At 68.4% G+C, this 14,258-nt stretch carries 14 protein-coding genes; 5 read left to right on the forward strand and 9 right to left on the reverse strand.

Annotated features, from left to right (window positions below; all coding sequences use genetic code 11):
- The first annotated feature begins 85 nt into the window (after positions 1-85).
- A complete protein-coding gene (locus ACP15H_RS16065; RefSeq protein ID WP_425067190.1) occupies positions 86-1,057 on the forward strand; it encodes a Gfo/Idh/MocA family protein in 972 nt (323 codons plus the stop codon).
- A gap of 9 nt (positions 1,058-1,066) precedes the next feature.
- On the opposite strand, the gene ACP15H_RS16070 is transcribed toward ACP15H_RS16065, so the two are convergent.
- The 5 genes from ACP15H_RS16070 to ACP15H_RS16090 form a co-directional block, all read right to left on the reverse strand.
- Positions 1,067-1,417 carry an SET domain-containing protein gene (locus ACP15H_RS16070; protein ID WP_425067191.1) on the reverse strand — a complete coding sequence of 117 codons (351 nt, stop codon included), beginning with the start codon at positions 1,415-1,417 and terminating at the stop codon, positions 1,067-1,069.
- A gap of 69 nt (positions 1,418-1,486) precedes the next feature.
- Complete coding sequence (locus ACP15H_RS16075; RefSeq protein WP_425067192.1) at positions 1,487-2,065, reverse strand: cytochrome b; 579 nt, start codon at positions 2,063-2,065, stop codon at positions 1,487-1,489.
- Positions 2,062-3,123 (reverse strand): catalase family peroxidase, encoded by a 1,062-nt coding sequence (locus tag ACP15H_RS16080; protein ID WP_425069909.1) that lies wholly within the window; start codon positions 3,121-3,123, stop codon positions 2,062-2,064. Before ACP15H_RS16080 ends, ACP15H_RS16075 begins: the two co-directional genes overlap by 4 nt.
- A 75-nt stretch (positions 3,124-3,198) precedes the next feature.
- A complete protein-coding gene (locus ACP15H_RS16085) occupies positions 3,199-4,812 on the reverse strand; it encodes a Na+/H+ antiporter (protein WP_425067193.1) in 1,614 nt (537 codons plus the stop codon).
- 15 nt (positions 4,813-4,827) lie between these two features.
- Positions 4,828-7,122: an FdhF/YdeP family oxidoreductase gene (locus ACP15H_RS16090; protein WP_425067194.1), complete on the reverse strand. Its 2,295-nt coding sequence runs from the start codon at positions 7,120-7,122 to the stop codon at positions 4,828-4,830.
- Between the two features lie 175 nt (positions 7,123-7,297).
- Here ACP15H_RS16090 and ACP15H_RS16095 point away from each other — a divergent pair, with 175 nt between their 5' ends.
- The 4 genes from ACP15H_RS16095 to ACP15H_RS16110 are packed head-to-tail and all read left to right on the forward strand — an operon-like array spanning position 7,298 to position 10,771.
- A complete protein-coding gene (locus ACP15H_RS16095; protein ID WP_425067195.1) occupies positions 7,298-8,524 on the forward strand; it encodes an HlyD family secretion protein in 1,227 nt (408 codons plus the stop codon).
- A complete protein-coding gene (locus ACP15H_RS16100) occupies positions 8,521-10,101 on the forward strand; it encodes a DHA2 family efflux MFS transporter permease subunit (RefSeq protein WP_425067196.1) in 1,581 nt (526 codons plus the stop codon). The genes ACP15H_RS16095 and ACP15H_RS16100 overlap by 4 nt, the downstream gene beginning before the upstream one ends.
- Before the next feature lie 7 nt (positions 10,102-10,108).
- On the forward strand, positions 10,109-10,255 hold the full coding sequence (locus ACP15H_RS16105; protein ID WP_425067197.1) for a hypothetical protein: 147 nt from the start codon (positions 10,109-10,111) through the stop codon (positions 10,253-10,255).
- 3 nt (positions 10,256-10,258) lie between these two features.
- Positions 10,259-10,771, forward strand: a complete 513-nt coding sequence (locus tag ACP15H_RS16110) for a Dps family protein (RefSeq protein ID WP_422016564.1) — start codon at positions 10,259-10,261, stop codon at positions 10,769-10,771.
- 53 nt (positions 10,772-10,824) lie between these two features.
- Here ACP15H_RS16110 and ACP15H_RS16115 read toward each other — a convergent pair whose 3' ends face one another.
- From ACP15H_RS16115 to ACP15H_RS16130, 4 genes are all read right to left on the reverse strand, one after another.
- Positions 10,825-11,226 (reverse strand): response regulator transcription factor, encoded by a 402-nt coding sequence (locus ACP15H_RS16115; protein WP_425067198.1) that lies wholly within the window; start codon positions 11,224-11,226, stop codon positions 10,825-10,827.
- 73 nt (positions 11,227-11,299) lie between these two features.
- The gene (locus tag ACP15H_RS16120; RefSeq protein WP_425067199.1) at positions 11,300-11,953 is read right to left on the reverse strand and encodes a response regulator transcription factor; all 654 of its coding nucleotides are present in this window, start codon (positions 11,951-11,953) and stop codon (positions 11,300-11,302) included.
- Positions 11,950-13,392 carry a sensor histidine kinase gene (locus tag ACP15H_RS16125; protein WP_425067200.1) on the reverse strand — a complete coding sequence of 481 codons (1,443 nt, stop codon included), beginning with the start codon at positions 13,390-13,392 and terminating at the stop codon, positions 11,950-11,952. The genes ACP15H_RS16120 and ACP15H_RS16125 overlap by 4 nt, the downstream gene beginning before the upstream one ends.
- 82 nt (positions 13,393-13,474) lie before the next feature.
- Positions 13,475-14,251: an SDR family NAD(P)-dependent oxidoreductase gene (locus ACP15H_RS16130; RefSeq protein WP_425067201.1), complete on the reverse strand. Its 777-nt coding sequence runs from the start codon at positions 14,249-14,251 to the stop codon at positions 13,475-13,477.
- Positions 14,252-14,258: the final 7 nt, after the last annotated feature.

Here is a 14,258-nt window from a genome sequence, read left to right on the forward strand (position 1 = left end):
CGGGTCCGCGGAGACGATATGCCCCTGCCTTCTTCGCTGGATTCGTGCGACGTCTGTCGCGACATCGACGGAGCGAACGAACCGAATGGCGAACAAGAGCGTGGCGATCGGCATCATCGGCGCCGGCATCATGGGCGAGCGTCTGCTCGGGGCGATCCTCCAGCAGGACCCCGCGCTGGTTCACGTCTGCGGCATCTGGGATCCCTCGCCCGACGCGATGCGGCGCATGGAGCGGACCTTCCCCGACGTGCCGCGCCTCCCGGACGCGGCGGCGGTGATCGCGGCCAGCGACTGCGTCTATGTGGCCTCGCCGCCGGCCTCGCATCTGGGTCACGCGCGTGCGGCGCTTGCCGCCGGCAAGAGCTTCTTCGGCGAGAAGCCGCTTTCGGTCGACGTCGCCGACGCACGCGCCTTCGTGGCCGAAGCCGGCAATCGGGGCGCCGTGAACTTTCCCTTCGCCTCGTCGTTTGCGGTGGCCGCGCTGCGCGACTGGATCGACAAGGGCGAGATCGGCACACCCCGGCGCATCGACATCGAGGTGGCCTTCAGGATCTGGCCGCGTCCCTGGCAGGCCGATGCCGTGGCCTGGCTCGACAAGCCGCTGCAGGGCGGCTTCACGCGCGAGGTGGTCTCGCATTTCCTGTTCCTGTCACGACGTCTCGCAGGGCCGCTGCACGGCCTGACCGGACGCGCCTCGTTTCCCGAGGCGGGGCAGTCCGAACGGCGCATCGAAGCGACGTTGCGCTCCGGCGACCTGCCGGTGACGCTCGCCGGCGCGGTCGGCGTGACGACGAAGGACGATCACAATGTCTGGACACTGGAGGGCGACCGCGGCGCCATACGCCTCTGCGACTGGTCGATCGCCGAAAGGCGCTTGCCCGATGGCTCCTGGCAGCCCGCGCCCGACGCCATGCCCAACGAGCGGGCGCGGCCGTTGGCCTTGAAGCGACAGCTCGAGGGCGTGGCGAAGCTGGCGCGCGGCGAGGCGCATCATCTCGCCACCCTCGAGGAAGCGCTGAACGTTCAGGAGATCGTCGAGGGGATTCTCGCGGGATAGCCGGACGCGCTAGCGCGGATAGAAGGTCGATCCGTAATCGAAGGTGATCTCCTCGCCCGCCGCGACACCCTCGATTCCCGCGACGATCCAGATCCGGCCCTTGTCGCGCAGGATGAAGCAGTTGGGGTTGCGGCGGCGGTGGTTGGCGAAGCGCGCCTCGTTGCCGCGGACGGCGCCGTCGATGCTCTGATTGTCTCCAAGCTCGAAGATGCAGTCGGCACCCTCCGCAATGCGCGCGAAGGCGACCTTGTCGGGAATCCGCTCGCCCTTGTATTCGATGATCTTGGTTCCCCACGGAATCTCTTCCGCGGCGAACAGGCCCATGCCGTGAATCTTCGACTTCTTCACCACGACTTTCACGACGCGTCTCTCACAGGGCCAGGAACTACTCCCGCCATAGCACTCCGCAAGACACGGGAGAACACGCCCTCATCCCTGCCGCTCCGTCTTGGCAACCGGCAGCGGCGACATGGCCTCGAAGACACCGTCGCGGCGGACCAGGGCGTGAAAGAGCGCCGCGGCGACATGAAGCAGGATCAGCGCGAAGAAGGCGAAGGCCAGCCAGCGGTGCGCGGCCCACAGCAGCGTGTGAAGCGAGTCGCTTTGCGGCACGATCGGCGGCAGCCGGAAATTCCCGAACAGCACGACCGGATAGTCGGCGGCCGACAGCATGGCCCAGCCCAGCAGCGGCAGGACGATCATCAGCCCGTAGAGGCCCCAGTGCGAGAGGACCGCGCCGAGCCGCATCAGGGGCGGCAGGCTGGCCGGCAGCGGTGGCGCGCCCAGCACCAGGCGCAGGACGAGGCGCACAAACACCAGCGCGAACAGCGCCACGCCCAGGGTCTTGTGGGTGGCGACCAGCGGCACGTAGGACGGCGCGACGGTCGAGAGCATGCCGACGCCGATGAACAGCATCGCCACGATGCCGGCGGCCATCGCCCAGTGCAGCAGGCGCTGGACGCCGGAGAAGCGTTCGTGGTTCGCCGTGGGGGTCATCGGGCGGCTCATGGCTTGGCACTCCCGGTGACGGCCGTCCGGGGATAGTCCTTGGCCTCGGAGGTGCGCAGGTCGTAGGACCGCGCATAGGCCGAGGATCGGGCGGCGGGGAACGGATCGTCGGAAACGCTCATGCCGCGCGGCAGGACCGTCGGATCGAAGTTGATGTCGCGGCACGGACCGTCAGGCTCCGCCTCGACACGCTTCACCACCAGCGTGCCGACCTCGACCGTGCGCCGACCGGCCGGCCAGGCCTTGCTGGGATCAGCCGTATTGTCACCGGGCTCGGCAACGGTCACGACCATCGTCCAGCGCTGCGGCGCGGCGGCGACCCGGCTCGCGATCTCCTGTTCGAGATAGTTCGGCCCCTTCTTGGCGAGTTCGTCGGGCGCGATCGGCACCGGCGTCGCCGCCGGCCGCAGCGACCAGCGGACCGCGCGCGACGTACCGCCGGCGTCGGTGAACAGGAACGAATTGAGGCTGTTGAACGGGTCCTCGGCATAGCTCGAGGTCCAGGGCGCGGACCCGGCCCAGCCGGCGAAGGCCAGGAACTCCGGATGCCGGCCGATGAACGACTTCATCGCCTCCGCCCCCTTCGGCGCCGTCTGAAGCAGCTCGTAGAAAACCTCCGGCGTCGACACGGCAAAGACCGGCGCGTCGATCATGGCGCTGCGCCAGACGTCGCCGTTGGGCGTCGTGATCTGGAGCCCCAGGCCGCGCACGCGCACCGTCGCATCCGCGGCGTTCGGGTTGGGCGTGGCCAGGTTGAAACGGCCGAGCACCGGCCAGGTGCCGGCCGTGAAGACCTGCGCTCGCGACAGGGCGGCGCCATTGCCGTTCGACTGGAATTCGCCGGTGAAGCACACCCCCTTGGCATGGTTGCGTCGGTGGCCGAGCGCGGGCCCACCGGCCGGCGCCAGCGCGGCGACGAGCCTGGTCGGCGTCAGGCGCTCCGGCGACAACCAGCCTGCCGTATAGGCGAAGGCGGCCGCGCTGCCCGCCACGACCAGCGCGATCACGGCCAGGGACGCGAGGGGGCTGCGGGAAGATCCGGGGGATGATCGTGAAATGGGAACCTCCTGGCTGGTCGGCGTGCGGAGTATGGCTGTGGCAGTGTCTGCTGCCCTGTCAAGAACGCGTGAGCATCAGGCGCCCGCGATGCGCGCCTCCACGAGATCGACCTCGCGAACGAGCTTGCGCGCCACCTCGTCCGACAAGCGGCCGCTGCGGGCCAGTTCGAGCAGGCGTTCGCGCGCGGCCCGCGCGCCGATCAGTTCCAGCTCGCGCTCGATTTCCTCGATACGGCGGGCCAGATCGCCCTCGGCGCCGGACCGCGAGAGCGCTTCGATACGCTGGCGGTACGGCGCCATCGCGCGCGTTGCCGCCTCCGCCCCCAGATCCGCGTCGCCGGGGCGGGTCACGAGCCCACCCTGGGCACGGGCGATGGCCGCCAGCGCCGCCTCTCCGGCCGCGACACGCGCGCTGTCCTCCGCCGCCTCCTCGCCGGGCTCGGCGGCGAAGTCGAGGTGTCGCAGCAGGCCGGGCAACAGGACGGTCGCCGCGATCAGGGAAGTGATGATCACACCCGCCGCCAGAAACACCGCCAGGTCGCGCGCGGGAAACGAACTGCCGTCGGCCAGCATGAACGGCAGCGACAGGACGCCCGCCAGGGTGACGGTGCCGCGCACGCCCGCGACGGTGAGGGCCGCGACGAGACGCCAGCTGGTTGCCCGGCACAACGCCACGCGCACCAGCACCCACACCCAGGCAAAACGCAGCGCGGCTACGCCGAACGTGATGGCCCCGACGTAGAAGAGCAGCCAAGCGATTTCGGCGTGGCCCGTCTCGCGGGCCACCTCGGCCGCGCGGCTGGCGATCCGCGGAAGCTGCTCGCCGAGCAGGATGAAGATGACGCCGCTCGCGCCGAACTGGATCGTCTCCCAGACGGCGCTGCGCCGGACGCGGGTCTCGGCGAGCGCCCCGCCGCCCTGCTCGACGTAGCTCATGGTGATGCCGGCCGCGACGGCGGCCAGGATGCCCGAGGCGCCGACCAGGTCGGCGAGGAAGTAGGCGCCGAAGGGGATCAGCAGGCTGATCAGGATCTGCGCGCCGACATCCTCGCCGTAACGGCGCGACACCCAGTTCTTCGCCTGCGCGGCCACGGTGGTCACGGCGAAGCCGGCCGCCAATCCGCCGGCCGACACCCAGACGAAGCTCCCGACGGCATCGGCCAACGAAAAGCTGCCGGTCAGCACGGCGACCACCGCAAAGCGCAGGCAGACCAGGCCGGACGCGTCGTTGAGCAACGCTTCGCCTTCCAGGAGCCGCATCAGCCGCTTCGGTACGGGTACACGGGCGGCAATGGCCTTCACCGCGACCGGATCGGTTGGCGAGATCACCGACGCGAGTGCAAAGGCCACGGCCAGCGGCATGGCCGGGATCATCCAATGGATCAGCAGTCCCAGGCCAAGCACGGTGAAGACGACGAGACCGAGCGCGAGCGCCAGGATCATCCCCTTGTCCCGCAACAAGCTGGCCTTGGGCAGCCGCCAGCCGTCGAAGAACAGCAAGGGCGGCAGGAAGAGCACGAAGAAAAGCTGTGGATCGAGCCGGACGCCGAGATTGGCAACGGCAGCGACGAACACGCCGAGCGTGATCTGGACGAGAGGCACGGGCGCGGGCAGCGGCAACATGCGGGCGCAGACGCCGCTCACCACCACGGCCAGGAGCAGGATCAGGACGATCTCGACCGGTGCCACGATCAGACCCTCCCGTCAGGCGCCGCCCGCCCCGGCGCGGACCAGCCGAACGGGAACTCCCTTGTAGGACGGCGTGAAGCTCATCGGATCGTGGGCGTCCAGCGCCACCAGCGGATTGGTCTCCGGATAGTAGGCGGCGCAGCTTCCCTCGGGGAACGAGTAGGCCACGAGCTGGTAGCCGCGCACGCGCCGCTCGATGCCATCGTCGTTCACCGCGACGATGTCGACGCGGTCGCCGGGCTCGAAGCCGAGCCTTTCGATCTCGGTCGCGCTCAGGAAGACGACGTCGCGCTGGCCGTAGACGCCGCGGTAGCGGTCGGACATCGAATAGAGCGTCGTGTTGTACTGGTCATGGCTGCGCACGCTGGTCAGCCACAGCACGTCATTATCCTTCTGCACCGGGTCTTCCTGGATGCCCTCGTAGATCAGGAAGTTGGCCTTGCCCGATCCGGTCTTCCAGATCCGCTCGCGCGCGGTCGAAACCAGATGGAAGCCGCCCGGCACGCGGATGCGGGCATTGTAGTTCTCGAAGATCGGGAACACGTCCTCGATGGCGTCGCGGATGCGGTCATAGTCGGCGACCAGCTCCTCCCACGGCACGACCGAACGCGCGCCCAGCGTCGCTCGCGCGATGCCGGCCACGATCGCGGGTTCGCTCTTCAGATCGTTAGAGGCGGGCGCGTTCAGGCCCAGCGACGCATGAACGATCGACATCGAATCCTCGACGGTGATCGATTGCGGACCGGTCGCCTGGACGTCGAGCTCCGTCCGGCCAAGGCACGGCAGGATCAGCGCTTCCCGTCCGCGCACGAGATGGCTGCGGTTGAGCTTGGTCGAGACATGGACGCTGAGATCGAGCCGCCGGAAGGCGTCGCGCGTCACCTGCCAGTCGGGCATCGCCGCCACGATGTTGCCGCCCATGCCGAAGAACACCCGCACATCACCGCGCGCCATCGCCTGCAGCGCGGTGACGACGTTGTGGCCCGGCGCCGACGGCGGCGTGAAGCCGAACCGCTTGCCCAGCCGCGCGAGGAAATCGGCCGCCGGGATCTCCGTGATGCCGACCGTGCGGTCGCCCTGCACGTTCGAATGACCGCGCACCGGGCAGATACCCGTGCCCTCGCGGCCGAGGTTGCCGCGCAGCAGGCAGAGATTGGCGAGCTGCTGCACCGCCTGCGCGCCGTGGCGGTGCTGGGTGATGCCCATGCCGTAGACGACGATGGCGCGCGGCGCCTTCATGTAAGCCTGCGCCGCCTCCTCGATCTCCGAACGGACGAGGCCGGATTGACGCTCGAGCGAATGCCAGTCCGCCGCCTTCAGGTCGGCGATCAGCGCGTCGATGCCAAGCGTATGCTCGCGGATGAAATCCCAGTCGAGCACGGCCGCGCCCCCTGCGGCGCGCGCACTCTCGTCGGCCTCGACCAGGACCTTCATCAGCCCCTTGATCACCGCGACGTCGCCGCCGACCCGCACCTGATAGAGGCGCGAGCTGATCGGCGTGGCGCTGAGCGTCACCATCTCGACCGGGTCCTGTGGCGCCTGGAAGCGTTCGAGCGCGCGTTCGCGAAACGGGTTGAAGGACATGATGGTGGCGCCGCGGCGCGAGGCGTTGCGCAGGCTGGTCATCATGCGCGGGCTGTTGGTGCCGGGATTCTGGCCGAAGATGAAGATGCAGTCGGTCTTGTCGAAATCCTCCAGCAGCACCGTTCCCTTGCCGACGCCGATCGAGAGCGGCAGGCCGACGCTCGTGGCCTCGTGGCACATGTTCGAGCAGTCGGGGAAATTGTTGGTGCCGAATTCGCGCACGAACAGCTGGTAGAGGAACGCCGCCTCGTTGGAGGTGCGGCCCGAGGTATAGAACTCGGCCATGTTCGGATCGGGTAGCGCCGCGAGGTGCCGGCCGATGGTCGCGAAGGCCTCGTCCCAGCTCACCGGCAGATAGCGGTCGCTGGCCGCGTCGTAGGCCATCGGGTGCGTGAGCCGCCCCGCCATCTCGAGCTCGTAGTCGCCCCAGCCTTCCAGCTCGGAGACGGTGTGCTCGGCGAAGAACGCGGGCGAGCAACGTTCCGCGGTCGATTCCCAGGCGACCGCCTTGCCGCCATTCTCGCAGAACTCGAACGACGACGTATGCTTGGGATCGGGCCAGGCGCAGCCCGGGCAGTCGAAGCCCGTGGGCTGGTTCATGCGCAGAAGCGTCCGAGATCCCTTGATCGCGATGCCCTGCTCGACGAGATGCTCGCCCAGCGCCTTCAGGGCGCCCCATCCACCGGCGGGCTGCTTGTAGGGTCGTATGCGCTTGTTCGCGGCCATGATCCTGCTCCCGGTCCGATGAGGTGGCTGATCTTCGGCGAAAAAGCGGTCGCTGACTGCCTATACCAAAGTTTGCCCGCATCAGACGTCCATCTGAATTGGCGGTTTTGCCCCGGTCTCTATCCTCTCGTTCAGCCCCGCAAACGGTGCGTGGCCCGCGAAAGGAGACCCCGCCATGTCGCCCCGCCGCCCTGCTACCCTGATCCCGCTCCGCCGCCCGACGGAGAACAGCCCCCCGCCCGCCGCACCGGCCGTGGCCGCGCCGCCTGCCCAGGAGACTCTGCTTCTCGAGGCGCCGGAGAAGACCGACGAGGCTGCCTCCGGGAAGGCCCCGCGCCGCGGCTTCACGCGGCGCCGCGCCCTGCTGGGTAGCGCCGGCCTTCTGGCCCTGATCGCCGCGGTCTCGGCGGGCGGCCTCTATGTCGACTACAACGCGCACTTCGCCACGACCGACGACGCCTTCATCGCCGCGCGCCAGTTCGCCGTCGCGCCCAAGGTGCCGGGCTATCTGACCGCCGTGCCGGTCACCGACAACCAGCATGTCGTGCAGGGCGACGTGATCGCCCGCATCGACCAGCGCGACTATCGGGTAGCGCTCGCCCAGGCCGAGGCGGCCATCGCCGCGGCACAGGCGAATATCGCCAACATCGCGGCCCAGATCGAGGTCCAGAAGGCGCAGATCGCCGCCAGCGAGACCCAGGTGAAGCTGAGCGAAGCGCGGCTGGTCTATGCGCAACAGCAGGCCGAACGCTACGGCACGCTCACCAAGGAAGGCTGGACGAGTCATCAGACCGGCGAACTCGCCATCTCCGAGCTCTACCAGCAGCAGGCCGCGGTCTCGAACGCACAGGCCAATGTGACGGTGGCGCAACGTCAGCTGAGCGCCCTCGAGGCGCAGCGCAACACGGCTCAGGCCAACCTTCAGGAAGCCGAGGCCAGGCGCGACCAGGCTTCGCTCAACCTCTCCTACACGACGGTGACGGCGGCACAGTCGGGGCGGATCGTCCAGCTCGGCGGCGCGGTCGGACAGTTCGCCCAGGCCGGCACGGCGCTGTCGATGTTCGTTCCCGACGAGATCTGGGTCGTTGCGAACTTCAAGGAAACGCAGCTCGGCGCAATGCGTCCGGGTCAGCCGGTGAGCTTCGGCATCGACGCCTATCCCGGCCGCCAGATCCACGGTCACGTCGCCAGCGTGCAGCCGGGGTCGGGCACCGCCTTCTCGCTGCTGCCTGCCGAGAATGCCACGGGCAACTACGTGAAGATCGTGCAGCGCGTGCCGGTCAAGGTCGTGATCGACCAGGCGCCGACCGACGTCGCGCTGGGACCGGGCATGTCGGTGGTCCCGACCGTGCGGACCGACGCGGCGCCGTCCCTCTACGAGCGGCTGCGGAGCTGGCTGTGAGCGGCGTGGCCGCGCCCCGGGCGCCCAATCCCTGGCTGATCGCCGTGGTGGTGGCGATCGCCACCTTCATGGAAGTGCTCGACACCACGATCGCCAACGTGGCGCTGCCCTACATCGCCGGCGGCCTCGGCGTCAGCGAGGACGAGGCGTCGTGGGTGGTGACGACCTACCTGGTCTCCAACGCGATCAGCCTGACCGCCAGCAGCTTCCTGGTTCGCCGGATCGGCCGCCGGCGCTTCTTCATCGCGTGTCTCACCCTGTTCACCGTCAGCTCCGTGCTCTGCGCCTTCGCCTGGAACCTGCAGGCTCTGCTTTTCTTTCGCGTCCTCCAGGGCATCGCCGGCGGCGGCATGGTGCCGGTCTCGCAGTCGATCCTGGTCGATACCTTCCCACCGGCCAAGCGCGGACAGGCCTTCGCCCTGTTCGGTGTCGCCGTCGTGGTGGCGCCCGTGGTCGGCCCAACGCTCGGCGGCTGGCTGTCCGACAACGTGTCGTGGAACTGGTGCTTCCTGATCAACGGCCCGGTCGGCCTGTTCACGATCGTGTCGATCGCCCTGCTGTTGCGCGAGACGCGGGCCCAGGTCGAGGAGAGGCAGAGGCTGCGCCGGAGCGACGGCGGCTTCGACCTCGTCGGCTTCGCTCTTGTCGCCACTTTTCTTGGCGCGCTCGAGATCGTGTGCGACCGCGGCCTCGAGGACGACTGGTTCGGTTCGGGCTTCATCGTCACCGTCGCTTCGGTGTGCGCACTCGCCTTCCTCCTCATGATCCCGTGGGAGATGACGCGCCGCAATCCGGCCGTCGACATCCGCATGGTGGCGACGCGGCAGTTCGGCGCCTGCTTCCTGGTCATGCTGGCGACCGGCGCCATCCTGCTCGCCACCACCCAGTTCCTGCCGCAGCTCGTGCAACAGGATCTCGGCTATACGGCAACGTGGGCGGGTCTGGTCCTGTCGCCGGGCGGCCTCGTGACCATGGCGATGATGTTCATCACTGGCCGCCTGTTGACGAAGATTCAGCCCAAGGTCCTGATCGTCGCCGGCGCTTCGATCATCGCGCTGTCGATGTACAATCTCACGTCGATCTATGGCGATGTCGGCTTCTGGTACCTCGCTCACTCTCGGATGCTGCTGGGCGTCGGCCTGCCGCTGATCTTCCTGTCGATCACGGCCGCTTCCTATGAAGGCATTGCCGCGGACAAGGTCGATCAGGCGTCCGCCCTGGTCAACGTCGCGCGCAACATCGGCGGCTCGCTCGGCATCGCCCTGTCCTCAAACGTGCTGGCCCATCGCGGGCAGTTCCATCAGAGCCGGCTGGTCGAGCATGCCGTCCCGTCGGACGTCGCCTATCAGGAGACTCTGCGCCAGGCGATCGACTACTTCGCGAGCCATGGCAGCTCGGCGCTGCAGGCCCAGAAGCAGGCCATCGCCTGGATCGGCCAGCAGGTCGCGACCCAGGCCTCGCTGATGGCCTTCATCGATGTGTTCTGGACGCTCATGGCGATCTCCCTCTCGGCCGCGGCCCTCGCGCTCACCCTGCGCAAGGTCAGGCTGGGTGGTCACGCCCCGGCGGCCCACTGAGGCAATCATGCGCAAGCTGCTCAAGATCGATCTCGCCCTCGCTTTCGTCATCGTCTGCATCGCGATGACGCTGACTGTCGTCGTGGCCTTCGCCACGTCGGGAGAATCCCAACAGGTGCATCAAGTCCACCCGTTCCCACCCACGAAGGAGTAAGCCATGACCACCGTCCAGGATCGCAGGACTGCCGCCCTGCAGACGCCCAGCACCTTCTCGGAAAACGCCGTCAAGGATCTGGCAGCATCGCTCACCGCCCTGCTGGCCGACTGTTTCGCGCTCTACCTGAAGACCAAGAACTTCCACTGGCACATGTCGGGGCCGCATTTCCGCGACCATCACCTGATGCTCGACGAACAGGCCGACCAGATCTTCGCCATGACCGATCCGATCGCCGAGCGCGCCCGCAAGATCGGCGGCACGACGCTGCGCTCGATCGGCCAGATCGCCCGCCAGCAGCGCCTGCTCGACAACGACGCCGACTTCGTTCCGCCGGGCACGATGCTGGCCGAGCTGCGCGACGACAACCGCCAGCTCACGTCCATCCTGCGCGAGGTCCATGCATTGTGCGACGAGCATGGCGACGTCGCCACGGCAAGCCTGGTCGAGGTCTGGATCGACGAGACCGAGCGCCGGACCTGGTTCCTGTTCGAAAGCGCCCGCGCCCACGGGTGATCGGGAGACCCGTCGTCTCGACCGATGCCTGGCCGGGGCGAGACGACGGGGCCTTACGCCGGCGGCCGCAGGGCGCGCTCGACGCACTCGATCATGCGGTTGCCGTCGAACGGTTTGGTGAGGAAGCCCGCCGCGCCCTGCTCCTCGGCCTGCCGTTGCACGTGATCACGCGGAAAGGCGGTCATCAGGATGACCGGCAACGGCGTGCCCGACGCCACGATTCGCTTCTGCAGTTCGAGGCCGCCCATGCCGGGCATCTGGATGTCGCTTACGAGGCAGGAAAAGGCCTGGCCCTCCGACCGCTGGAGGAATTCTTCGGCCGAGCAGAAGGCCCGCACCTCGTAGCCCACCGATCTCAGCAGGTTGCGCAGGCCCTCGCGCACCGATTCGTCGTCATCGACGACGGCGATGCACGGCGACGGGTCCGGGTTCGAGGGGTCTGCAGGGGACGACATGGCAGCGCCACCTTGCGGCAGGTGCGGCGACGCCGGTAGCCATACGTACGTTTATGAAATTGCAGAGCGCGTGCTAGCCACGACCGGCATGGAGGGACAGTTGCTCGGCCATGCGCACGAGGTCGGCGAGCGTGTCGGCGCTCATCTTCCGCATCGCCTGGGCACGATAGAGCTTCACGGTGATCTCGCTCAAGCCGAGCTCCCCGGCAACCTGCTTGTTCATCAGGCCGCGCGTGACCAGGGTCATCACTTCCCGCTCGCGCGGCGACAGGCTCTCGAAGCGCGACCGCACATCCCGCCCCGCCTCGGCCGCGGCGCGCCGCTGCCGGTCCGCCTCGATGGCCGAGGAGACGGCATCGAGCATGTCCTGGTCGCGGAACGGCTTGGTGAGGAAGTCGACGGCGCCGGCTTTCATCGCGCGCACCGACATCGGCACGTCGCCGTGACCCGTCATGAACACGATGGGCAGTTCGATGCCGGTGCGGGCGAGCTGTCCCTGGAATTCGAGGCCGCTCACGCCCGGCAGGCGGATGTCGAGGACGAGGCAGCCGGGCGCGTCGCCGGGACCCGCCTTCAGGAACTCGGCGGCCGAACCGAACAGCCGCGCCTGCAGGCCGACGGAGCGGAAGAGATTGTCGAGCGCCAGGCGCAGCTCCTCGTCGTCGTCGACGACGTAGACCACCGGCGTCACCTCCGCCGGGGCCGACGCGGGCGGCCGGCGGTTCATGCCGCCCTCCCGGCGACCGGCAGGCAGACGCGGAACGACGCCCCGCCTTCGGGCCGGTTGGCGGCCTCGATGCGCCCGCCATGGGCTTCGACGATCGAGCGCGAGATGGAGAGACCCATGCCCATGCCGTCGCTGCGGGTCGTGAAGAAGGCGTCGAACAGATGGACAAGGTCGGCTTCCGCAATTCCCGCGCCGCTATCCTCGACTGTCACCACGATGGCATCCCCCAGGCTCTCTCTCGCACCACGTTGCACTCTAACAGAAATCGTGCGCCGTTCAGGGGGCACCGCGCCCAGAGCCTGGATGGCGTTCAGCAGAAGGTTGAGCAGGACCTGCTGGAGCTGGACCCTGTCGCCGTCGACCGGCGACAGGCCCGCCGGCAGATCGGCGGACAGCTGCACGCCCTGCGCGCGCAATTCCCGCTCGACGAGCTGGACGGTCTCCTCGGCGACCGCCGCAAGGTCGAGCGTCGCATGCGTCGGCGCCGACTTGACCGACAGGGCACGCAGGCGGCGCACCACGTCGCTGGCGCGCTGCGCGTTGCGCAGCATCGCCTCGATGGATTTCTTCGTCTCGCCCAGGTCCGGCGTGGTCCGCCCGAGCCAGCGCAGGCCGGCCTCGCCATTGGCGACGATTGCTGCAAGCGGCTGGTTGACCTCATGGGCGATCGAGGCGGTGAGCTCGCCCATCGTGGAGATGCGCGAGAGGTGCGCGAGTTCGCTGCGCGTCCGGTCGAGCTTGTCCTCGGCCGCGCGCTGGGCAGTGATGTCGGTGTTGGTTTCGAGCACGGAAGCCGGCCGGCCCTGCGAATCGCGCTGCAGCGACCACCGCGTGCTCACCGTGACCTGACGGCCGTCGCGGCAGGTATGGACGATGTCGCCCTCCCAACGGCCGTTGCGCTCCAGCTCGGCGAGAATCGTCTCATGAGGGACCGGGAATATCTTCTTCAGAAGGACCGCCGCCCGCTGGCCGACCGCCTCGTCGCTGCGCCAGCCATAGAGTTCCTCGGCTGCGCGGTTCCAGTACCGGATCACGTCGTCACGATCGCGCACGAACACGGTGTCGTGGGTGAGGTCGAGCAGGTCCGCCTGCTCGCGCAGCGCCGCCACGGCCAGCTGGTTGCGCGCCGCCAGCAGCGCGGTAATGGCGATGGCGGCAAGGCTGACGAAGCAGCGCAGCATCGCCCCCGTCCCCGGCGTGAGATCGTGCGTGAGGATGAAGCTCACGATCGTCAGCACGGCGCATCCTGCGGCGATGGCCAGGATGCCGGTATAGCCCGCGAAATCGACAGCCAGCAGGACGACGGCGACATAGAGCACCGCCACGGCGATATCGAGCGGCGTCAGCGTGTCGACGACGAAGATCGCGACGGCGACGATGGCCGTGAGCATCGGCACGACGATCTTCGTTCGGGCCGGCGCCGAGACATAAGGCGACATCAGGGGGAGACTCCGCAGCGTTGACGCGCATGGTAGCCGCGCCGGGGCAACCCGAGCGAGCAGTCTTTGCCGTGCTCGCGGATCAGTGAATCGTGTAGCCGCCGTCGACGATCAGATCCTGGCCGGTCAGGAACGAGGCATCGGTCGTCAGCAGCCAGTGCACGACCTCGCCGATCTCCTCCGGCCGGCCGAAGCGTCCCATCGGCACGTAGTTCATGCGCCGCGCGGATTCCTCGGGCTGGTCGCGCGCACGGTCGAGCAGCGGCTGGGTGGCGATCGGTCCCGGCGACACGGTGTTGACCTGGATGTTCTCGCGCGCCAGTTCCAGCGCCATCGACTTGGCGAGATGGATCAGCGCCGCCTTGGTCATGCCGTAGATCGTGCGCGTCTGATAAGCGACCGAGCCGAGCTGGCTCGCGACATGCACGATGCGGCCGCCGCCCTGGCGCCGCATCGACGGCAGCACCGCCTGGCTGGCCAGGAACGGCGCCCGCAGGTTGACGGCGACGGCCTTGTCGAACTCCGCGGCAGTGAACTCGCCGAAATTGCGGTTCAGGCGGATGGCCGCATTGTTGACCAGCAGGTCGACGCGACCGAAGCGCTTCTCCGCCTCCGCGACCATGGCCAGCACCGCGTCGGCATCGCCGAGATCGACGGTGAGCGGCACGACGCCGCCAGTATCAACATCTCCATCGCCCAGCAAACCGGCGCATTCCTTCGCCACCGTCTCAGGCGATTCATCCGCCACCAGCAGCAGTCTTGCGCCCGATGCCGCCAGCCGGCGGGCCACGGCGGCGCCGATGCCCACGGGCGACGACGCGCCCGTCACGATGGCGACTTTTCCCTGCAACGGTTTCATTCTCTCT

The organism is Reyranella sp., assembly GCF_965249915.1.
Lineage (GTDB): Bacteria > Pseudomonadota > Alphaproteobacteria > Reyranellales > Reyranellaceae > Reyranella.